Here is a 21,850-nt window from a genome sequence, read left to right as displayed (position 1 = left end):
TCTAAAAAACTTGGAAAGGAGTTATAGAGAATGGCCAGAGAAATTTTATTCATGAACGCACTCAATGAAGCGCTTGACCAAGCGATGGCAAAAGATGAAAACGTCATTTTATTAGGTGAAGATATTGCAGGCGGCGCGGAAGTCCAACATTTGGAAGAAGCCAACGAAGATGCCTGGGGCGGCGTAATGGGCGTCACCCGCGGCCTTGCACCGAAATACGGCCGTGAGCGGGTCATCGATACGCCGCTATCCGAAATGGGTTATATGGCTGCGGCCGTTGGGATGGCCGTAACCGGTCTGCGCCCTGTGGCCGAGCTGATGTTCAGCGACTTTATCGGCTTTTGCTTTGACTCCATCATCGGACAAGGTTCGAAGATGCGATACATGTTCGGAGGAAAAGCGAAAGTTCCCATGACGGTTCGCACAATGCACGGTGCGGGAGTGAACGCGGCCGCCCAGCACTCCGGCTCCTACTACGGACTGTTCGGTTCGATTCCCGGCGTCAAAGTCGTCGTCCCCGCAACACCATATGATGCAAAAGGGCTTCTCCTCTCCGCCATTGAAGATGACAACCTCGTCATCTTTTCGGAAGATAAAACATTGTACGGCATGAAAGGCGAAGTGCCGGAAGAGTATTATACAATCCCGATCGGCAAGGCTGCCATCAAGCGTGAAGGCAAGGACTTGACAATTGTTACCATCGGAAAAATGCTGTACGTCGGCCTGGAAGTGGCGGAAATCCTGGAAAAGGACAATGTATCGGTTGAAGTGATCGACCTGCGCACTGTTGCCCCATGGGATGAAGAAACGGTGCTGGAGTCCGTGAAGAAAACAGGCCGCTTAATTATCATCGATGAATCCAATCCGCACAACAACACGGCAACGGATATCGCTTCGGTTGTGGCAGACAAAGCTTTCGACTATTTGGACGGACCAATTAAATGCGTCTGCGCGCCAAACACACCTGTTCCATTCGCTGCCAATCTTGAAAAACTATATATTCCGGATGCGCAAAAAGTGTTGACAGTGGCAGCAGAAATCATCGATGACCTGAGAGCCAAATAGAGAGGGGGGATTCATCATGGCTACGGAAATATTGATGCCGAAACTGGGCTTGACAATGACAGAGGGCACAGTAGAACATTGGTTTGTAAATGAAGGAGATGAAGTGCAGGCAGGCGATGCAGTGGCGGAAATCAGTTCGGAGAAATTGACGAGCGAAGTCGTTGCACCGGAGTCCGGCACGATCATTAAAATTGTCGCTCAAGTGGGCGATGTCGTACCAAGCAAGGCGCCAATCGCGTATATCGGAAAACCCGGTGAACAGATCGGCTCCCCTACCCCATCAGCCGGCGCCCCGGAACCGAAGGCAGTCAAAACAGCGGCGGCAAATGAGCCCGCAAAAACGGAATCAAAGAAAAAAGATGACGGAGAAAGAATCTTTATTACGCCAATCGCCCGCAAAATGGCGAAAGAACTTGGCATCGATATCCGCAATGTCGTCGGTACAGGCGGCAATGGACGAATAACACGGCTGGATATATTAAGATATCAGGCCTCTATGGAGTCTCCGGCAAAAGACCGCGCGCCATCCGCATCGGCCGTTTCATACGGTGCCGGGCTTGCCGGTTTGCGCAAGACCATTGCCCAGCGAATGATGCGCAGCGTCCAAACAACCGCCCAAGTAACGAACCATCGAAAAGTGGATATTACCGAATTAATGAAATTCCGCGATGAGATCAAGTCAAAAGTGAAAGACCCGCTTGTCCATAATGAACTGAGCATCAATACCCTTCTTACAAAAGCGGTTGTTTTGGCATTAAAAGATACGCCGGATATGAACGCCTGGTACCATAATGGCGAATATATCCGCGTTGAGGAAGTGCATATCGGGATGGCCACAGCGGTGGAAGACGGTTTGGTCGTTCCCGTAATACAAAACGCGCATCTCATGTCTTTGTCCCAGCTTGGCGCTGCCATCAAGAAGGTGACAACCGAAGCGCGGCAAGGCACGCTGGACGGAAGCCTTTACAGCGGATCGACCTTTACGATTACAAACTTGGGCGGCTATGAAATCGAATACTTCACCCCGATCTTGAATACACCGGAAGTCGGCATTTTAGGTGTCGGCGCCATCCAAAAAGAACTGGCATTGGAGGATGGCGAAGTGGTGGAGAAATTAAAGTTGCCGCTCAGCTTAACATACGATCACCAAATTATCGATGGTGCACCGGCTGCGGAATTTTTGGGAAAAATCGCCGACTACTTGCAAGACCCTTATCGCCTGCTTTTATAAAAACGGAAATGGTTTACCCACCTTCCCTCAATTTCATTTCAACAATCAAAACGGCTTAAGCTTTCCCGAAGAAGCTTAAGCCGTTTTATTTGGTTTCACCGCCGGCAAAAGCGCGGGCCCGACTCAAAAATCTCCATCAGACCCCGCTGGCCACCGCTTTCTCTTTTTCCAGCACTTCCCCTAAAAACTTCGCCACTTCCAGCATGCCGTATTTGCCCGCTCTTGCTTCCGCATCGCTGTTGTAATTCGTATTGGTATTAATATCGTACGTATAAACGGTGCCGTTTTCATCTTTGATGAACTCGATGCCTGCGACGGCGATGTCGTTTGCCTGCAAGAACGCTTCATATTTCGCGATTTGTTCCAAATCCACATCGTCGATGATTTCAAATTTCGGTTTCTGTTCCACCTGTTCGCCGACCGGGCAGAATAAATCGTTGATCTGGCAGGCATCCGCAGGGCAAAGCTCGAACCCTTTCGATGTATCCACGCGCACGGCGTAAAAGAATTTGCCGCCGATAAATTCCGCGCGCGTAATGTAGGATTCCGGCGCCTTAATATATTCTTGGATCAGCGTAATGCCGTCCACCGGCTCTTCATAAGCCGGGCTTTCGAGATATTCCTTCAATGCGTCGATGGAATGGAATAGTTGCACGCCAAGCCCTTTCCCTGCGCGGTTGTGCTTTGTGATGAACGGCGTTTTCCCCAGACTTTCGGCCGCTTTGACAACCTGCTCCTTGCCCACCGCGCCGATTGTTTTCGGCACGCGGATTCCCGCTTTTTCAAGGGCGATGTATTGATTGATTTTGCTCAACTCCAATGATAAGGCCTTTGTTCCATTCAATACCGTGCGGCCATGATGCTCCAGCCATGCAAGGACCGCCCCCGTCAATTCCGGCGCAAAACGGTGGTTGCGCGTATGGGATGAAGCGCTCATGCGGCTGTAGAAAACCCCTTCCGGAGGCTCCTTCGTCAGATCGACCGTCCCCTCGTCCAAATGCCACAATTCATAAGGGAGGTTCAATTCATCTAAACGTTTTGTTAAATGGACTGTCCATTCATCGTTTTCGTGGATGACATAGATTTTTGACATTTATTTCACTCCTAATTTTTCTTTTCTCAATTCTTCCACCAAAGGCATCACTTTTTCGGCAAAACGGTTCATCTCTTCCAATTGAGGAGAGAATTGCAGAATCAACAGGTTCACGCCGGCATCTTCATATTCCAAAATGCGTCTTGCAATCTGCTCAGGCGTTCCGATTAAATTCGGACGCAAGCCGCGGTTGGAGACCGAATAGTCTTCCAGACTGACATTTACGTTCAGTTGGGACTTGCTGATAAAGTCCTGATATCCCGCATAGCCCGGGCTTCCTTCCGATACATCCGTGATGCGGGCCAATTCTTCCCTTGCCTCTTCTTCCGTATCCCGGCAAATGACGAACGCGGCCATTCCAAAGGTTTCAAAAGGCGGTTTTCCTAATTTCCCGCGGCGTCTTTGCATGTCGGCAAGCTTTTCCCTTACTTCTTCAACCGTTCCTCCGTGAATCACGTAAGAGTCGCAAGTTCTGGCAATCGTCTGCTTGCCCGTCTCGCTTTCCCCTCCGGCGTAGAGCGGAATATGGCGATTGCGGAGAGGCTTCGGTTCCAGGTAAGTATTTTCATATTGATAGAACTTTCCTTTATAAGAGAAAGGCGTATGATTCCATAATCCTTTCAACACTTCAATAAATTCTTCCGTGCGTGCATACCGTTCATCATGGGATGTAAACTGTCCGCCGTATTGTCTCGCCTCTTCTTCCCACCATGCGGAAACAATATTCAATGAAAGTCTTCCGCCGCTGATGTGGTCAATGTTTGTGGCCATTTTCGCAAAAGTGGCCGGGTTGTAGAATCCCGGACGGATCGCAACCAAAATTTCAAGTTTTTCCGTTACGGCGCTGATGGCAGCCGCTGTGGACCATGCGTCCATCGATGGCGCTTCGATCCCTTTAATGTCATTTAAAAACAATTCCGGAATGAGCGTCATCGAATACCCTTTCTGTTCCGCATTTTGCGCCAAGGTTTTCAAATATTCAAAGGTAGTGGGCATATTTTCATCTTCCACATTTCGCATCCAGCCGCCCCAAACTGGCATCCAAAAGCCATATTTCATCTTGAATCCGCCTTCCTTTCTTTCTTTTCGAAACTATCAGATTTTTTAATTGTACTAATCCTATCACATTACTCTATTTAATTCAATAGAATTTTTCCTACAAAACATAGTTGACACATTAGATTAATATGATTTATCATGTTCGATAACAAAATGTTCAAAAAATTCACTCGAAGGGGAGACATTTCCAATGACCGAATTACGATTTGACACCCTCGCCGTCCATCACGGGCATACCCCGGACAGCGACTACGGCTCGAGAGCTGTTCCTATATATCAGACAACTTCCTATGTTTTTAATAGCGCCGAACATGCCAGCAAACTCTTTGCCCTGGAAGCAGAAGGACACATCTATTCCCGGATGAGCAATCCGACGGTGGATGTTTTCGAGAAACGGATGGCCGCCCTCGAGGGTGGAGTAAGCGCCGTCGCGACTTCTTCCGGCCAGGCGGCCATCACGTTGGCTTTATTGACGTTGGCAAAACCCGGCGATGAAATCATCGCTTCCTCCAATATATATGGCGGTACATACAACCTGTTGGATGCCACTTTGAGAAGGGCCGGTGTAAACGTCATTTTTGTGCCCGGCACCGATCCGAAGCAATTTGAAGAAAAAATTACAGATAGAACAAAGGCGATTTTTGCGGAAACGATCGGAAACCCCAGCCTGCATGTCCTGGATATCGAAGGAACCGCCAAAGTGGCGCATGCTCACGGCATACCGCTCGTCATCGACAGCACCTTCACGACGCCTTATATTACAAAGCCGATTGAATGGGGGGCGGACATCGTCATCCATAGCGCTACAAAGTGGATTGGCGGACACGGAACGGCCATCGCCGGCGTCATCATCGACAGCGGAAACTTCCCTTGGGACTCCGGACGCTTCCCTGAATTTACGGAGCCCGATCCGACTTACCACGGCGTGCGCTTCTACGAAAAATTCGGACGCGAAGCCTTTGCAGCAAAAGTGAGAGCACAGCTTTTAAGGGACTACGGAGCCTCTTTATCCCCTTTCAACGCTTTCCTTTTGCTGCTCGGCCTGGAAACGTTGCACCTCCGCATGCAGCGCCACTCTGAAAATGCTCTGAAACTCGCACAATATTTGAAGCGGCATGAAGCGGTGGAATGGGTCCGCTATCCGGGTCTACCAAGCCACGATTCTTATGAAAATGCCAAAAAGTATTTTCAAAACGGTTTTGGAGGCATCGTCGTTTTCGGCGTAAAAGGCGACCGGGAAACGGCCGCAAAAGTGCTGGATGAAACAAAGCTCTGGTCCCACCTCGCCAATGTCGGCGACGCCAAATCCTTGATCATCCATCCGGCGACGACAACCCACCAACAGTTGTCGAAAGAGGATCTGGCAAAAACCGGGGTTACGGAAGAAATGATCCGCCTCTCCTGCGGAATCGAAGACTTTGAAGATATCAAGGAAGACTTGGATCAGGCATTGAAAAAAGCAGTATTGCAAACCATTTAAAAGGAGTGTTTACGTTGAAAAAGAACATTGCCATAGTGCTAACCTTATTACTTACCTTCACTTTCATTCTGCAAGGATGCTCATCAAACGGCGCTTCCGGCAATAATGATGAAGAATTGAAAACCATCCGTTTGGATTACGCCTATTATTCTCCTGCCAGTCTCATATTGAAGCACCACGGCTGGGCGGAAGAAGAGTTTGGAAAAGACGGCGTCAAAGTGGAATGGACATTAAGCCAGGGAAGCAACAAAGCGTTGGAATTCCTGACTTCCAACAGCATCGATTTCGGGTCCGCGGCCGGAGCGGCGACATTGATTACCAAAACGAAAGATGTGCCGATCAAAAACATCTATATCGCTTCCACTCCCGAATGGACGGCTCTCCTTACAAAAGATCCTTCCATCCAAAAGGTGGAAGATTTGAAAGGAAAGAAAGTCGCGGCCACTTACGGCACGGATCCATACATCTTCCTGCTTCGGGCATTGAATGAAGCCGGTTTGTCCGAAAAGGATATTCAATTCGTCAACTTGCAGCACCAGGACGGCTACCAGGCTTTATTAAAAGGCGATGTGGATGCCTGGGCAGGCCTTGATCCGATCATGGCGACGGCCGAATTGAAAGGCGGCGCAAAAATTTTCTATCGGAACATCGATTTCAATACGTACAACTTCCTGAATGTCCGGAAAGAGTTTGCGGAAAAACATCCGGAAGCGGTGGAAAAAGTGATCCGATTGTATGAAAAAGCCCGCGCATGGATTCTTGAACATCCGGAAGAAACGGCGGAAATCATCGCAAAAGAGGCCCAAATTGATTTGGACGTAGCGAAAAAGCAATTGGACCGCACAAAATTTGATGTATACATCCCATCCGATGAACAAAAAGAAGCCCTTCATGCGGCAGGAGACATCTTGCAAAAAGCGGGCGTCATCGATCAGAAAGCGGATTTGACAAAACATATTGATGAATTGATCGACCCATCTTTTGCCGAAAAAGCAAGTAAATAAGGAGGTTTACCGGATTTGAGCAAAAAAGCGACCGAAATACCCCAAACAATCCCTCTTTCGTTTGAAACGAAAAAAACCGGGAAAAAGAAAAGAAATCCGAACATATTGCTCGGCTTTATCTTGCCTGTCCTGCTGCTTGCCGTCTGGACGGCCGCAACGGAAACAGGATTCATTCCGTCCTACCAGCTCCCTTCACCAAAGAATGTCATTGAACGGATTGTGCGCCTTGTGCAGGACGGTTCTTTATGGTCCCATGTCGGCATCACGTTTTACCGGGTCGGCATCGGCTTCTTCATCGGCACGCTGGCCGCGGTACTACTAGGTTCTGTTGTCGGATTTTACAGCAAAGCCGAAAAAATCTTCGACCCGATCATCCAGGCGTTCAAATCGATTCCTTCCCTGGCCTGGGTGCCCCTCTTCATCTTATGGATGGGCATCAGGGAAGCGTCCAAAATCAGCTTAATCGCTGTCGGGGTCTTCTTCCCTGTGTATTTGAACATCGTCAGCGGCATTTTGAACGTGGACCGCAAATTGATCGAAGTCGGGAAAGTATATCGCTTGAGCCATTTCCAATTGGTCAAACGCATCATCTTCCCGGCGAGCCTCCCTTCCTTTTTCACCGGGCTCCGGAGCGGGCTCGGATTGGGATGGATGTTCGTCGTTGCCGCTGAATTGATGGGGGCGAGCGAAGGATTGGGGTATCTATTGGTGATCGGCCAAAACTCCTCCTCCCCCGACATCATCATTGCCAGCATCCTATTGTTCGCGATTGTCGGAAAGTTGACGGACTGGTTCGTGAAAATCATTGAAAATAAAGTATTGGCTTGGCGGGATACAAGCGCGATAGGAGGGTAAATATGCTGACCATCAATCGGCTCACCCGCATTTTCGGGGGCGAAAACGGTGTGCGGAATGTCTCCTTTTCCGTGGAAAAGGGGGAAATCATCGGGCTGCTCGGAAAAAGCGGTTCGGGGAAAAGCACGATTTTGAAAGCCATTACCGGCCTCGATCAAGGATATAGCGGGGACATCCTCATCAACGGAGAAAAAATTCAGGGGCCCCACGAAGAAATCGGGGTCGTCTTTCAGGAACCCCGGCTTTTCCCATGGCTGACAGTGCTTGAAAATGTTCAATTTGGCCTGAATAGGAATAAAAAAGAAAACATCGCCGCCGCACGGGAGCTGTTGAAAGAAGTGGGACTGGAGCATGCGGAAAATTTATATGTCAAACAATTATCCGGCGGAATGGCACAGCGGGTGTCGATTGCAAGAGCCCTTGTGACCAATCCCGGCCTGCTCCTTCTCGATGAACCTTTCAGCGCGCTCGATGCGTTTACCAAAATGCAGCTCCAGGATCTGGTGCTGAAAATTTGGAAATCGCAGCAGCTGACGGCGGTGATTGTCACTCATGATATCGATGAAGCTTTATACTTGTGCGACCGGATCCTCGTGTTATCCGGAAAGCCCGGGCAGGTGGAGCGGGAATTCCGCATTGATGAACCGCGGCCAAGAAACCGCGGCAGCGAAACCCTTGCCCGCATGAAAGCGGAGATATTGCACTCGCTAGGTATTGAAGCGGTCTACAGTTAGCGCTGTGTCCGCTTTAATATACAAGACTCCCCCCTGTTATAAGGAAAAACCGGGCGCAAAAAAGCGTCCGGTTTTTCCATTTATAAACGGTTTCAATAAGATTCAGTTTATTGCATCAATTCGGTGATTCATCACTTTCCAAACAAACGGGCCGATTGCTTTTTCCATTTGGAAACATCCGTTGCCAGGTCGACAATCCCGCGGATCTCTTTTTCCGCTTCCGCATACAGCTTGGCGTAGTTGGTTGCATGGAGAATCGCTCCCCTGTACTCTTTTTCGATTTCTTGAATCTTCTCTTCCGTCTCTTTCGTTAATGGACAATGTTTGGCAATGTCAACAATCTGATCCCCCACCCTTCCTTCCGCTGGGAAATATTCATGGGGGGCTGTGCTGTCGAAAATGCAAAACTTCAGCTCCGGCAAAATGACCATATCGATGGATCTGGCATCCAGGCCGCACCACACCTGTTGTACATCAAATCCCCTTTTCAATGCCTCCTGCGCCAATTTTTTCAGCATGGTCGATTTTCCAGTGCCCGGCAGTCCTTTAATAAAATACCTTCTTTCCAAATTGCGGGTGATATTTTGCAGAAAATCTCTTGCCCCAACCGGTGTCAGCGTTCCAAATAAACGATGGGTCAGCGTCCCTGTTTTATTGAGCAGCATGCCGTCAAAAATCTGGTCAAGAAGCTCCTCCTGATGTTCCTCCAGCGCTTTCCAGTCCATATGTTTCCGTGTCTGCCTTTCCCACTCGTCATGGATTTCGATGGCGGAACGGAGCGCATCAAACAATTGATGATGCCATTCTTCCGCTTCTTCCGAAAGCTGTTTTAGACGTTGGCCATGTTTTTTCAGAATCCCCTTATCTAAACAGTCATAGAAGGAAATGACATGATCGCGGGTGCCAAGTCGCGTCGGTTCAATGGAAGGTTTGGAACTTTGGAGAAACAAGATGCCGATGCCTTTTACGAAAGTCGCCTGGACGGTATTTTCAAAAAGGGGATCGTAGAAAAATTCGATATCGAAACCCCTGTTCACATAAAAATAGCCGATTTCCTTCAATAAATTGGAAGCGTTGAAACCGAAAATTCCCTTTAAAAAATAGACTTCCTCCGCCTCTTTCGCGATTTCCTGATAAAGATCCTTCAACCCTTGCCCCGTCAACGCCTGCCCAAAAAACTTCGTAATCGAACCTTTCAATGGATCATCCTTTCTTTTGAAGTGCCTGGCACCTGAGACAGAACATTAAATAACTCCGAGCTCCCGCCCTACTTTTTCATAAACGGCAAGGGCCTCATCCAGCATTTCTTTTGTATGGCCGGCGGTCGGCATGTTGCGGACGCGCCCTGTCCCTTTTGGCACGGTCGGATAGACAATCGCTTTCGCATAAACGCCTTCTTCGATAAGCCTCTTGGAAAACTGCTGGGTCAATTTTTCATCCCCGATGATGCACGGGGTAATCGGTGTTTCCGAATTGCCGGTAACAAACCCGAGCTTTTTCAGCCCTTCTTTGAAGTAATTTCCGTTTTCCCACAATCTCCCTGTCAATTCTTCCGACCGCATCAACAAATCAATCGCCGCAATGGTCGCCGCCACGTCCCCGGGAGGTACGGCCGTTGAAAATAAAAACGGACGTGAACGCACTTTCAGCCAGTCGATCAACTTCTTCTTCCCTGCCACATACCCGCCGACAACGCCGATCGCTTTCGACAATGTTCCAATCTGAAAATCGATGTCTTTTTCCAGCCCGAAATGCTTTACCGTCCCCCTTCCATTGCCGGTGACCCCTGAACCGTGGGCATCATCCACATAAGTGATCAAATCAAATTCCCTTGCAATTTCCACAATCTCCGGCAGCTTCGCCAAATCCCCGTCCATGGAAAACACGCCATCGGTAATGACCATGATTTTCCGGTAGCGCCCCGACTCCGCCGTTTCTTTTGCCTTTCTGCGCAAGTCATCCATATCGGAATGGGCATATGCGACGATTTTCGCTTTTGATAATCGGCAACCGTCGATGATGGAAGCGTGGTTCAGCTGGTCCGACAATATGCAGTCGTCCTTATCCATCACCGCGGAAATGGCGGCCATATTGCAGTTGAATCCGGACTGGTAGCTGATGGCCGCTTCCGTGCCTTTAAACTCCGCAATTTTTTCTTCCAGCTTTTGATGCAGATCGAGGGTCCCGTTGATGGTGCGGACCGCCCCCGCTCCTACCCCGTACCGGTCAATGGCGCATTTGGCCGCTTCCTTCAATTGCCCGTTCGTTGCCAATCCCAAATAATTGTTGGAAGATAAATTGATCAACCGTCTCCCGTCGATTTCGATGACAGGGCCATTCGCCCCTTCGATGACATCAATCTCGTTATACAATCCTTGGCTTTTGAGTTGCTGCAAGTTTTCTTCCAAAAAAGAATCCAAAGCTTTTGCCAATGTTGCACCTCCTGATTGGGTCCTCGAAACAATATATGACGCAAGCTTCGGATTCTTCATCGAATATTTCATGATTTCTGCGACATTAAACGGCAGCCGCCCCCTTGCAATGGTTCCTAAAATAAACAAGCCCTTTCGGAGCATTTTTATTTTATACTGGAACAAAAGAGTGGTAGTATGAATTCATCAATTCTGTACATATGAATTTAAAAGGATGGTTAAGATGACAAACGATATCGTTTTTCGGATTGCAATCCTTGGAGATTTGCCGACCATTGTGGAAATCTACAATTCAACCATTCCAAGCAGAATGGTCACTGCGGATACCGAACCGGTCACGGTGGAAGACCGGTTGGACTGGTTTCATGAACACACTCCGGAAAAAAGGCCTTTATGGGTGGCCGAATATGACGGAACCATTTGCGGCTGGGTAAGCCTCCAATCCTTCTACGGCCGGCCAGCCTATGATGCAACCGCGGAAATCAGCATTTACCTCCATGAAAACTTCCGGGGAAAAGGACTTGGCAAGAAGATTTTGGGCAAGGTCATCGGGGAATGCCCGAAATTGGGAATCGAAACGCTTCTGGGCTTCATCTTTGCACATAATGAACCGAGCCTTCGTCTGTTTTTTGATTTCGGATTTGAAAAATGGGGGCTCTTGCCGGAAGTGGCAAAACTGGATGGCATCAAGCGGGATTTGGTGATTGTCGGAAAAAAAGTGTAGGCATAAGATGGTCTGCGGATTTGCGGAATCCGCTTAGTTATATCCGCAACAGGCCTTCATGAAGAAGCGGACATCCAGGTACGCTGCATCAAATTTCATGAGCCGTGTTTGTCATCAACATACTTATGCATCGATTAAAATATCTATTAATTTCATGCGCCGTATCGGCAAACACTTCTCAAATAAACAAGCGCAAATGGAAGGCTCTTTCCATTTGCGCTTGTTTTAATCCGTCTCTCTTCCTATCACCGGAATAAACGGCTTTTCCCCTTCCAGCGCCTCTTCGCCGATGCATTTCAGCAATAACTTTTGGCAATACGGCAAGGCAAATTGCACAATATAGCCGGATCCCACCGCAATCAGAATCGTCCCCACGCCAAAAGGCCCGCCTAACAGCCAGCCGATCAAGGCAACGGTCAATTCGATGGATATCCGCGCCACTTTGATGCTTCCGCCCAGTTTTTCCACGATCCACATCATCAGCCCGTCTCTCGGGCCGGATCCCAGGTTCGGGGATATATACATGCCCGTGCCGAAGCTTAAAACAAAAATGCCTGCCAGAAAATACAGGAGCTGAAAGAGAAAAGTATCCGCATCGGGCAACAGCCAATAAAAAAAGTCGATGAACCCCCCCGTCAGCAGCATGTTCAACCAAGTGCCGATTTTCGGAAAACTTTTGTACATCAGGGAAGTAAAAGCCACGATGACAAGTCCCGTAATAATCACCCATGAACCAATCGACAAGCCGATGGTTTTATATAACGCAATATGTAACACGTCCCATGCATTGACTCCAATTTTTTCCCCCTTGATCACCATCGTGATCCCCAATGACATGATGCATAACCCGGCCAGATAAAAGCCCCACCGCCAAGCATATATTCTTCTCATCTCCGATACGCCTTCTTTCCATCCATATCAAATGCGAGTGTCAAACAGCAAAACCTCTTCTGCCGTTCCTCCTTCTCTTCTTTCACCCCAAAAAATCGGGCCGGCATCGGCCTTCCTTTATCCCGGAAACGCCGGACAACGGTAACTTCCGTCGAAAAGAGACACATTCCGGTGTTAAACCGCAGCAGATACCGGACAACAAACCGTTCATTTCGCGACAGGCGCAAACTCCGCATTGGCCGCCTCTGCCAAATCCGCCGGGGCCAATCGAATCTGGATGCCAATTTTGCCGCCGCTAACGATTATATAATCCAAATCTTTTGCCGATTCATCAATGAACGTCGGAAACTGCTTCTTCATGCCGACCGGCGAACACCCGCCGCGCACATACCCCGTTGCCGCAAACAAATCTTTCAATGGAAGCATCTCCACTTTCTTTTCCCCCGCGGCTCTGGCGGCTGCCTTCAAATCCAGCTCCTTCTCCACCGGAATGACAAACACATACGTTTTCCCGGCCCCCGCCGTCGTGACTAGGGTTTTGTAAACATGATCCGCGGGATGCCCGATTTTCTTGGCAACCGATACGCCGTCGATGGCCCCTTCCGTCTCGTAAGCGATGGCCTGAAATGGCATATTCCGCTGCTCCAACAACCGGATGGCATTCGTCTTTGCCGCTTTCTTTTTCGCCAAATCCTATCACCTTCAATTTCCATTCGTGCAATAACTATCATAACAAATTTTTCATGGAAGGAAGCTTCGAAATTGCGCCAAAAAAAGATCGTTCCGCCATCGAAACGATCTTTTTCTTGTTCCTTTATTTCACTTTTTCAAGGTGACGGACAAGTTGTCCATAATGGCTTTCCACATGCCCGACAATCAAGTGGTCGATCAGAAAAGACAGCGGTTTGCCATCAAAATTCGGGTTGTAGCTCGGCGCCGTTTTTTCCAAATCCTCTTCCTTCACTTTGGATAAAGCCTGCTCTACTTTCGGAACAAGTTTTTTCAGTTTTTCAATCGCTTCTTCCCTTTTCAATTGCGATACAACCGTGTCGCTCACCGCTGCCAAACGGCGAACGTGCTCATGATTGCGCCCCCATTTCGCCCCTGGTACAATTAGTAAAGCTTCCAGATCTGCCACCCAGAAATCCACCGCTTCCAGTACATGTGATACAATTTGCATAGCAGACCACTCTTTTTCCGAAGGCTGAATATACAATTTTTCTTCATCGGTGTTTTGCAGCACATCAACGATTCGATCGATGCTGTTTTTGAAAGACGTGATTTTGTCATCTAAAACGTGAACAGTCATACCCTACTCCCCTTTTTATCAAAATAGAGAATAAAATTCATTATGTTGATAATTCTTAGCACAATATATTAAACTATTAATCGGAAATATGCAAATGTTTCATCTTATATCAGAAAGGAATATCTCTATGACAAAATCTTCTTCAACGATCGGTTCACTGAGCCAGGGAATCAAAATCCTTGATGTCGTAGCGCAAAGCGATGTTCCGGTCAAATTTACGGAACTTCAGCAAAAGACGGGAATTTCAAAAAGCAATCTTTATAAATATTTAAATACATTGACACAGCTCGACCTGTTGTACCGCGATCGCCAAGGTTCCTATTCCCTTGGCTACAAACTCCTGGAATACGGGAACGCGGCCATGAGAAATCATGATATGATAAACAAATTGTCGCCGTATTTTAAAGAAATCAGCAACATTACCCAAATGTCCACTTCCCTTTCCGTCTGGCTGAACGATTGCCCGGTCATCACAAACATTTGGAATACCAATTACGGCATCAACATAGGAGCCCAAATCGGCACAAAATTGCCGCTCATGTCGTCGGCAGGAAAGGTGTTTGCCGCCTACGCAAACAGCAGGGAAGTGGCCCAATGGATCAAACAGGAACAAGAAAAGATTCCGAATTTTTCAACAGAGCAGTTTCAGAAGGAGCTGGAGGAAATCCGCCGCTCCCATGTGGCCTTTGCCAAAGAACCGCTTGTCAACCATGTTTCTTCCTTTGGCGTGCCGATTTTAAACTATCAAAATGAAATCATCGCTGCCGTCGCCGTCATCGGATTCACCGAAAACATCCCGACCGATCCGCAAGATGAAATGATCCAGAAAGTCATCGACATCTGCAAAGAAATGTCCAGAATATACGGCTACCGGGAATAAAGTGCGAAAAAATGCGTTAGCGCAGTGCGACTAACGCATTTTTCATTTCTTATTTTTGTTTTCATAGATTAATTGACGCCGGAAACTTCTTTCTCCTTCTTAAAGATGCCGTACAGGAAGTCCACCACATGGTAATCCGTCGGTTTATGTCTTTCAAACAATGCATCCCGCACCATTTTTAGCACTTCATCTTCCGCATGGATGATTTCTCCCCATCTGCGGGCGCTCCGTTGAACCATTCCCGCCCTTGGAGCGCGGATTTTTTCATATTCTTTGAAAGCTTCTTCATACGTATCGCATTCGATCAGTTTTTCCCTTAAGCACCAGGCATCTTCAAGCGCTTGTACACCGCCTTGCGCAAGATATTGCAGCATCGCATGGGCCGCATCGCCCAGCAATGTGATATTGCCTTTTGACCAAGTGTCGATCGGTTCCCGGTCATACATTTGCCATTTGAATTGACGGTTGATGAATTTCAATAAATATTGCGCGTCCGGATGCGCCCCTTCGAAGCGGCGGAACAATTCTTCCGGCGTTCCCCAGTCTTCCTTGGATGTATCGTAAGATTTGAAAACGACTACCAGATTGAAAAGTTCTCCGCGGCGGATCGGATATTGCACCAAGTGGAGATTAGGACCGATCCACATGATCACATCGTCCAATGTTACGTGGTCTTTTACTTCTTCAATCGGAATCGTTCCGCGGTATGCCACATACTCGGAATTCACCGGCTCATCGTCCACAAACAATTTCCGGAGATTGGATTTTACGCCATCCGCACCGATGACGGCATCCGCCGAATATCTGTCGCCCTTCTCCGTGATGATTGTAACCGAACCGTTTTCCTGCTCCGCGGTTTTAATTCTTGAATTTGTGAAAAATTTAATGTTGCCGCGTTTCTGGCATGCCTCCAGCAATACGCGGTGCAAATCGGAACGGTGCATGACGATGTATGGCTGGCCGAATTCTTTTTGGAATCCTTCTCCCAGATCAAGAGAAGCCACTTCTTTTGCTGAATAGATATCTTTCAGCACCAATCGTTTTGGCAATACTGCGTATTTCAATATTTCTTCTTTTACTCCGAACCGATCCAACACTTCCAGCGCGTTTGGGGCCAATTGCAGACCTGCCCCGACTTCCCCGAATTCCGGCGCCTGTTCAAACACGGCGACAGATTTCCCCGCATCATTTGCGGCCAAAGCAGCGGCCAATCCCCCAATACCGCCGCCTACTACAATCACATCACTGATTTTTGACATCACAAATTCCACCCCTTTGTTTGATTTAACGAGTCCATTTTTAGAGAACTGTGTTCTCTTTAAGAAAACTTTATAATAAAATACAACCAAGTGTCAATAATTTCATCGAAAAAATCAAAAATTTCTTTCTTAAACGATTCTTTGCTATAATATCGAACATCATAGTCTATCGGAGGAATGTCATGTCAAAGGAAAACAAGATCCAGTCCCTGGAAATCGGTTTGAATATTTTAGAAATCATCGCAAATCATAAAGAGCCGTTAAAGTTTACGGAAATCCAAAACATTACATCAATGACAAAAAGCAATTTGTATAAATATTTGACGACCCTGCATGAATTCGGGGCGATTCAACGCAACCCTGATAATACCTATTCTTTGGGACACAAACTTATTCAATTGGGCAACATTGCGAAAGGACAATCTTCCATCGTGGAAACCGTGATTCCATATTTGAAAAAAATCAGCAAAAAGACGGGGCTTACCGCTCTTCTTGCGGTTCCTTCCGCAGGGGGTCCCCTCGTTTCCTACATTTCGGATGCATTATATGGAATCAACATCGGTGCGCAAATCGGGACAAACTTGCCCTTGGGTTCATCGACGGGCGTCATTTTTGCATCTTTCCGTAATGAACTGGTGAAGAATTGGCTGGATTCCGAAAGAGCCAAGTTGAATGAGGAACAGTTGAAAGAACTCGACAAAGAATTGGAAACGGCCAGAAAAAGTTATTTTGCATCGAAAATCGAGCCGTTGGTAAGCCATGTTTCTTCCTTCAGCGTCCCGATTTTAAATTATGAGCAAGAATTATTGGGCGCCATCACCATCGTCGGCTACACCGAAACCGTGCCGACTTCCCCGGATCATCCGACTAGCCGGTACATTATGGACATCAGCAGGGAACTTTCCGCCCAATACGGATTTTCAGCAAACGCTGAAAGTCTATGAAACTATCAAAAACCCAATAGATCAAGGGAGCGGACATAAGCCATCCGCTCCTTTTTTGTTGATGATGGACGAACCGGTCTACTTGGGGATTCCGCTTGGGCAGATGGAGCTCCTCTTGGTCGGATATACTTCATGCTTGGCACATAATCCATCTTCTTGAGCAAATACACTCCCCACTCGGGCGCTTGCCCCTTCCACTCGGGCATTTACACTTCCCGCTCGGGCACTTGCACTCCCCGCTCGGGCGCTTGCACTCCCTGCTCGAGCACTTACACTCCCCACTCGGGCACTTGCACTCCCCGCTCGGGCGCTTGCACTCCCCGCTTGGGCGCTTGCACTCCCCGCTCGGGCACTTGCACTCCCCGCTCGGGCGCTCACCCCATCCGCTCGGGCGCTTGCACTCCCCGCTTGGGCGCTTGCCCCTTCCACTCGGGCACTTGCACTCCCCACTCGGGCATTTACACTCCCCGCTTGGGCGCTTGCTCCATCCTCTTGGGCACTTGCAATTCCTGCTTATACACATAACGCTTCTATTTTTGCAGTGATACATCCCATTCTGCTCATAAATCACCCAGATTTTGGAGGCAAGCAGAAAAATATTTCTGAAAACAAAAAATATTGACAACATTGAAACGCGAGATTAATATTTTTATATAAATAGCGAACAAAATTCACTAAAATTATAATATAGGAGGTCAATGAATGAAATTAGTCAACTATACAGTAGGTGGACACACCCGTGCCGGAGCAATTGTGAACGATCAAGTAATCGACCTGAACTATGCTTATCAAGCGCAATTACAGGCACTGGGCAAATATCGGTACAAAGAAATCGCCCACGCATTTGTACCGGCCATCACCGATGAATTATTCCAGGGAGGGAAAGAATCGCTGGCACTTGCCCAAGGCGCCATCGATTTCATCCTAGAAAACCCTGATCGATTTGATAAAAAAGTGATTTACAACCGCAGCGAAGTAAAAATTGAAGCGCCTGTCCAAAAACCTGGAAAAATTATTTGCGTCGGCCACAACTTCCGGAAACATATCCAGGAAATGGGACGTGAAATCCCGACCCATCCGGTCATCTTTGCAAAGTTTGCCAACACCATCATCGGCCCGGAAGACGATATTCCGCACTTCCCTATTTCAGAACAGCTGGATTATGAGATGGAATTTGCTTTTGTTGTCGGCAAACAGGCCCGCAACGTTTCCGAAGAAGAGGCCCTCGATTATGTGGCCGGTTATACGATTGCCAACGACGTGACGTACCGCGACATTCAGCGGCGCACCCTCCAATGGCTGCAAGGCAAAACGGTGGACGGTTCCCTCCCTTTGGGGCCTCACCTCGTCACGGCAGATGAAATCGGCGATCCGGCAGGGCTCGATATGGTGTTGAAAGTAAACGGCGAAGTGCGGCAATCCACGAATACCGACGACTTCGTATTTACCGTTCCAAAACTTGTTTCCTTCCTGTCCGGCTTAATGACACTGGAACCGGGCGATCTTGTATTGACAGGCACTCCAGGCGGTGTCGGTTTTGCCATGAACCCTCAGCAATTCTTGAAAGACGGCGATGTTGTCACAATCGAAATCGAGAAGATCGGCGTTCTCGAAAACAAAGTGAAAGCCGTCAAACAACCTGCCAATGTTTAGCGGGCAGCGCTAAGCTGTTCCCTTTTACAAAATAAATACACGGGGCCAGGACCGGCGCATGATGAGCAAGTTTGCGCCGGCGCTTAACCGCCCCTTCTACAAAAAATAAATGAGCAAAGGGGAATGATTATGGGAGAAGTAAGCCAAGAAATGAAAGAATTTATGAAAAGCTCCATTGTAACCGACTTCACGAGGGACATTCAGCAGTATCACCTTGGACCGCTTTGGGAAGCCATTCCTGAAATTATGCACCGCACGCCGACTCCACAGGCGGAAGCCTATCTTTGGAGCAGCGAATTGATCGAAAAGAAAATGGCGGAAGCGACCCAAATCTTCACGCCTGAACGCGGCGGCGAGCGCCGTGCCATCTATTTCCAAAACCCGGGATTAACGTACCGCAAACCTTGGGGATGGGCATCGACAACCCAAACAATCTATGTTGCCGTCCAAAGTTTGCTGCCTGGCGAAAAAGCGCCGTCCCATCGCCACTCTCAAAACGCCATGCGCTTCATTTCCAAAGGTTCCGGCGCCTACACGATCGTCCAGGGGCAGCGGGTGTTCATGGAAGAAGGAGATTTCCTCATCACTCCGAAAGGTTTATGGCATGGCCATGAACACGTCGGCACCGAACCGATGCTTTGGATGGACGCTTTGGACATTCCGACTGTATTCGCCATCGGGGGCACATTCTTTGACCCATATGAAGATACGGAAGACGGATTGCAACGGCCGGAAGTTCCGGACAACTTCAGCGAAAAACGCTACCAGGGAGGCATCGTCCGCCCTGTCGGCGACAGCAAGTATACGATAGCGCCGCTCGCAAACTTCAAATGGCAGCGGACAGTCGATGCCATTAAAGGATTAATGGAATTCGACCCGGATCCGCATCACGGTTATGCCGTTGAATACTTCAATCCGTCCACAGGAAAATCAGCCAACCCTACTTTGGGCACCCGCATGCAATTCTTGCCGAAAGGATTCCATACAAAAGCGTTGCGCCATACGCACTCGACGGTTTACAACGTGCACAAGGGCTCCGGCTATTCCGTCATCAACGGCGTGCGGTTCGACTGGAAGCAAGGCGACTACTTCGTCGTGCCGAACTGGGCTTGGTATGAACACGTTGCATCCGAAGACTCCTACCTGTTCTCCGTGAACGACCTGCCAATCATGGAACGCTTCGATCTGGAAGTAGAGCAAAAATATGAAACGAATAATGGATTCCAAGAAATCACGGGAGAATTTAAGGCAGCCTTCAGATAAGGGCCAAAGAAAAGCAGAATCCCCAAACGGGATTCTGCTTTTTTAATCGATTATTTTCTAATAAATGCACTATTTTTCTAGTTTCAAAGTGTGAAAAAATATTGACACTATTTTGACGAATTTATATTATTAGTGTAACGAGTTCACTATTGATGAAATACATAATGGGTTTAAACAGAATTATTCAAAGTATATCAATGAATTTACTGAAAACTTTCTATTTTCCGCTGCAAATGTCGGAATTTATCGACAAAAGACTATCTTGTAATATTGCCTGTTTGTTTATTACAAATAGTCTTCATATAAATACTTTTATTCAAACAAGGGGGATCATTATGCATTTTAAAAAGCTATTATATTCTTTCATCATGGGGATTTTGGCTCTTGCTTTGGCAGCATGCGGAAGAGATGAATCTTCCACATCCGGCAACAATGCAAGCGCCGAGGGAGAAACACGCGTATTCAAAATTGCCCACGTGGTACAAGAAAACCATGTTTGGAACGTGACGGCCCAAAAATTCGGGGAAGAACTGAGAAAACTTTCCGACGGACGTTTTGATATTGAAATCCACCCTGCCTCCACATTGGGGACGGAAGCGGATATGGTGCAGCAGCTGGAAACAGGCGCCATTGATTTCGGTTTTATGACAAACGCTTATATGAGTACACGCCAAGATTCATTGAATGCATGGTTTATGCCTTATCTGTTCGGAAGCCTGGAGGAAGCCGTGAAGATGCGGGAATCCGAACCTGCGAAGCAAATGCTGGAAGAGTTAAGTTCGCAAGGTTTGGTGGGCCTTGATTTCATGTTTGCCGGAAACCGCCACGTTCTCATGAAAGACGGCTTTGCGGAATCTCCGAAAGATTTGAAAGGCAAAAAAATCCGGATCATCGGAAGCCCGGCAATGCAATCCTACTGGGAAAAAGTCGGAGCCGGCCCGACAGCCATGCCGCTGAATGAAGTGTACACATCGCTTCAGACAGGTGTCATCGACGGCATCGATATCGATTTGGATGCTTTGGTCACTGAGAAATATTATGAAGTTGCAAAGTATTTGACGCTGACGAACCAAATGACCTTCCCTACCGTGATTGTCATGAGCAAAGCGGTTTATGATTCATTAACTCCTGAAGATCAGGAAATCATCCGCACGGCGATGAAAAATGCGGTGGACTGGGGAGTGCAGGAAGCCATTAGACGCGAAGAATCCAATTTGCAGGCATTGAAAGATGCGGGCATTGAAGTATTGGAAGAAATCGATCCTTCCAAATTCCAAACAGTGACAAATGAAGTCCGCAATGAATTTTCCAAAAAATCGGATATTATCAAAGCCTTTATCGAAGAAGCCGAGGGCGGCAAGTAAGCTTTTGATGTTTGGTGACTTTCTGACTTATCCGTGACAAAATAAGTGGCAAGTCCCCTTTTCCTTTAATGTCCCAATGAATCTTTTCATAGATAGAAGGTGTTTTCATTTGAGAGTATTAAGCAAAATCAGCGATGTTGTCTATTCCATCGAGAAGGTGCTGGCATTGATCCTTGCATTGACATTGATGGTGTCAATGGTGGGCGGTTTCTTCTTCCGTTATGTGTTCAAAAATCCTTTGCTATGGTCGGACGAGTTGGCCATCTTCTGCCTGATTTGGATTACGTTTATCGGCGGAAGCATGGTGCTGAAGGAAAAAGCATCCCCTGCCATCACCATTTTGGTCGATGCGGTTCCGGACAAATATAAAAAATATATCCATGCCATCAGCAACCTTATTCTGCTCATCTTTGTCGCTTATGTCCTTTATTTGGCGTCGGATTGGATCATGAAGCCGAATATTTTCGTCCAAAAATCAACGGCATTGAACTGGCCGAAAATCTACTTTTATTTAAGCATCCCGGTTTCATTCGCCTTCGCGACGGTTCATGTCATCAATAACACAATCCAGTCCTTCCGGCAATCCGAAAAAGACGGGGGGTGACTTCCA

The 21,850-nt window shown here is 47.8% G+C and carries 22 protein-coding genes; 13 read left to right on the top strand and 9 right to left on the bottom strand.

Annotation, left to right across the window (positions count from 1 at the left end):
- Positions 1-30 precede the first annotated feature (30 nt).
- Both NST62_RS01195 and NST62_RS01190 read left to right on the top strand, forming a co-directional pair.
- A complete protein-coding gene (locus NST62_RS01195) occupies positions 31-1,065 on the top strand; it encodes an alpha-ketoacid dehydrogenase subunit beta (protein ID WP_141601247.1) in 1,035 nt (344 codons plus the stop codon).
- 16 nt (positions 1,066-1,081) lie between these two features.
- Positions 1,082-2,296: a dihydrolipoamide acetyltransferase family protein gene (locus tag NST62_RS01190; RefSeq protein WP_141601246.1), complete on the top strand. Its 1,215-nt coding sequence runs from the start codon at positions 1,082-1,084 to the stop codon at positions 2,294-2,296.
- Positions 2,297-2,432: 136 nt separating this feature from the next.
- Here NST62_RS01190 and NST62_RS01185 read toward each other — a convergent pair whose 3' ends face one another.
- Together NST62_RS01185 and NST62_RS01180 are read right to left on the bottom strand one after the other, a co-directional pair.
- On the bottom strand, positions 2,433-3,389 hold the full coding sequence (locus tag NST62_RS01185; protein WP_141601245.1) for an alpha-L-glutamate ligase: 957 nt from the start codon (positions 3,387-3,389) through the stop codon (positions 2,433-2,435).
- Complete coding sequence (locus tag NST62_RS01180) at positions 3,390-4,448, bottom strand: LLM class flavin-dependent oxidoreductase (protein ID WP_342463045.1); 1,059 nt, start codon at positions 4,446-4,448, stop codon at positions 3,390-3,392.
- 190 nt (positions 4,449-4,638) lie between these two features.
- Here NST62_RS01180 and NST62_RS01175 point away from each other — a divergent pair, with 190 nt between their 5' ends.
- The 4 genes from NST62_RS01175 to NST62_RS01160 are packed head-to-tail and all read left to right on the top strand — an operon-like array spanning position 4,639 to position 8,521.
- Entirely contained in the window at positions 4,639-5,928 is a 1,290-nt protein-coding gene (locus NST62_RS01175; RefSeq protein WP_342463044.1) for an O-acetylhomoserine aminocarboxypropyltransferase/cysteine synthase family protein, read from the top strand.
- 14 nt (positions 5,929-5,942) lie between these two features.
- Complete coding sequence (locus NST62_RS01170; RefSeq protein WP_141601242.1) at positions 5,943-6,932, top strand: aliphatic sulfonate ABC transporter substrate-binding protein; 990 nt, start codon at positions 5,943-5,945, stop codon at positions 6,930-6,932.
- A 48-nt stretch (positions 6,933-6,980) separates the two neighbouring features.
- Positions 6,981-7,787 carry an ABC transporter permease gene (locus NST62_RS01165; RefSeq protein ID WP_342463270.1) on the top strand — a complete coding sequence of 269 codons (807 nt, stop codon included), beginning with the start codon at positions 6,981-6,983 and terminating at the stop codon, positions 7,785-7,787.
- A 2-nt stretch (positions 7,788-7,789) separates the two neighbouring features.
- Positions 7,790-8,521 carry an ABC transporter ATP-binding protein gene (locus tag NST62_RS01160; protein ID WP_141601241.1) on the top strand — a complete coding sequence of 244 codons (732 nt, stop codon included), beginning with the start codon at positions 7,790-7,792 and terminating at the stop codon, positions 8,519-8,521.
- A 131-nt stretch (positions 8,522-8,652) separates the two neighbouring features.
- Here NST62_RS01160 and NST62_RS01155 read toward each other — a convergent pair whose 3' ends face one another.
- Entirely contained in the window at positions 8,653-9,720 is a 1,068-nt protein-coding gene (locus tag NST62_RS01155; protein WP_141601240.1) for a nucleotide kinase, read from the bottom strand.
- Between the two features lie 45 nt (positions 9,721-9,765).
- Entirely contained in the window at positions 9,766-10,953 is a 1,188-nt protein-coding gene (locus NST62_RS01150) for a glycine C-acetyltransferase (RefSeq protein WP_328219776.1), read from the bottom strand.
- A 223-nt stretch (positions 10,954-11,176) separates the two neighbouring features.
- Here NST62_RS01150 and NST62_RS01145 point away from each other — a divergent pair, with 223 nt between their 5' ends.
- Complete coding sequence (locus tag NST62_RS01145) at positions 11,177-11,677, top strand: GNAT family N-acetyltransferase (RefSeq protein WP_141601238.1); 501 nt, start codon at positions 11,177-11,179, stop codon at positions 11,675-11,677.
- A 225-nt stretch (positions 11,678-11,902) separates the two neighbouring features.
- Here NST62_RS01145 and NST62_RS01140 read toward each other — a convergent pair whose 3' ends face one another.
- The 3 genes from NST62_RS01140 to NST62_RS01130 form a co-directional block, all read right to left on the bottom strand.
- Entirely contained in the window at positions 11,903-12,568 is a 666-nt protein-coding gene (locus NST62_RS01140) for a YitT family protein (protein ID WP_141601237.1), read from the bottom strand.
- A gap of 207 nt (positions 12,569-12,775) precedes the next feature.
- Positions 12,776-13,258 (bottom strand): Cys-tRNA(Pro) deacylase, encoded by a 483-nt coding sequence (gene ybaK / locus NST62_RS01135; RefSeq protein WP_141601236.1) that lies wholly within the window; start codon positions 13,256-13,258, stop codon positions 12,776-12,778.
- 124 nt (positions 13,259-13,382) lie between these two features.
- Positions 13,383-13,877 (bottom strand): DinB family protein, encoded by a 495-nt coding sequence (locus tag NST62_RS01130; protein ID WP_141601235.1) that lies wholly within the window; start codon positions 13,875-13,877, stop codon positions 13,383-13,385.
- Positions 13,878-14,004: 127 nt separating this feature from the next.
- Between NST62_RS01130 and NST62_RS01125 the strand changes: the two genes are divergently transcribed.
- Positions 14,005-14,757: an IclR family transcriptional regulator gene (locus NST62_RS01125; protein ID WP_328216035.1), complete on the top strand. Its 753-nt coding sequence runs from the start codon at positions 14,005-14,007 to the stop codon at positions 14,755-14,757.
- Between the two features lie 68 nt (positions 14,758-14,825).
- Here the strand turns inward: NST62_RS01125 and NST62_RS01120 are convergent, their stop codons facing one another.
- Positions 14,826-16,016, bottom strand: coding sequence for an FAD-dependent monooxygenase (locus NST62_RS01120; RefSeq protein WP_141601233.1), 1,191 nt, complete (start codon positions 16,014-16,016; stop codon positions 14,826-14,828).
- A 182-nt stretch (positions 16,017-16,198) separates the two neighbouring features.
- On the opposite strand from NST62_RS01120, the gene NST62_RS01115 reads away from it, so the two are divergent.
- Positions 16,199-16,960 carry a helix-turn-helix domain-containing protein gene (locus NST62_RS01115; RefSeq protein ID WP_141601232.1) on the top strand — a complete coding sequence of 254 codons (762 nt, stop codon included), beginning with the start codon at positions 16,199-16,201 and terminating at the stop codon, positions 16,958-16,960.
- A 5-nt stretch (positions 16,961-16,965) separates the two neighbouring features.
- On the opposite strand, the gene NST62_RS01110 is transcribed toward NST62_RS01115, so the two are convergent.
- On the bottom strand, positions 16,966-17,166 hold the full coding sequence (locus NST62_RS01110; RefSeq protein WP_328219774.1) for a hypothetical protein: 201 nt from the start codon (positions 17,164-17,166) through the stop codon (positions 16,966-16,968).
- Positions 17,167-17,662: 496 nt separating this feature from the next.
- Here NST62_RS01110 and NST62_RS01105 point away from each other — a divergent pair, with 496 nt between their 5' ends.
- The 4 genes from NST62_RS01105 (at position 17,663) to NST62_RS01090 (ending at position 21,844) form a co-directional block, all read left to right on the top strand.
- Positions 17,663-18,613, top strand: a complete 951-nt coding sequence (locus tag NST62_RS01105; RefSeq protein ID WP_342463043.1) for a fumarylacetoacetate hydrolase family protein — start codon at positions 17,663-17,665, stop codon at positions 18,611-18,613.
- 129 nt (positions 18,614-18,742) lie between these two features.
- Positions 18,743-19,876, top strand: a complete 1,134-nt coding sequence (locus NST62_RS01100) for a cupin domain-containing protein (RefSeq protein WP_141601229.1) — start codon at positions 18,743-18,745, stop codon at positions 19,874-19,876.
- Between the two features lie 335 nt (positions 19,877-20,211).
- Positions 20,212-21,240 carry a TRAP transporter substrate-binding protein gene (locus NST62_RS01095; RefSeq protein ID WP_141601228.1) on the top strand — a complete coding sequence of 343 codons (1,029 nt, stop codon included), beginning with the start codon at positions 20,212-20,214 and terminating at the stop codon, positions 21,238-21,240.
- A gap of 109 nt (positions 21,241-21,349) precedes the next feature.
- Entirely contained in the window at positions 21,350-21,844 is a 495-nt protein-coding gene (locus tag NST62_RS01090; protein ID WP_342463042.1) for a TRAP transporter small permease, read from the top strand.
- The last annotated feature ends 6 nt before the right edge of the window (positions 21,845-21,850 follow it).

Origin of the sequence: Ureibacillus sp. FSL K6-8385 (genome assembly GCF_038593155.1) — a bacterium.
In the GTDB taxonomy this organism is placed as follows: domain Bacteria; phylum Bacillota; class Bacilli; order Bacillales_A; family Planococcaceae; genus Ureibacillus; species Ureibacillus terrenus.
This window is presented reverse-complemented; position numbering and strand designations above follow the sequence as displayed.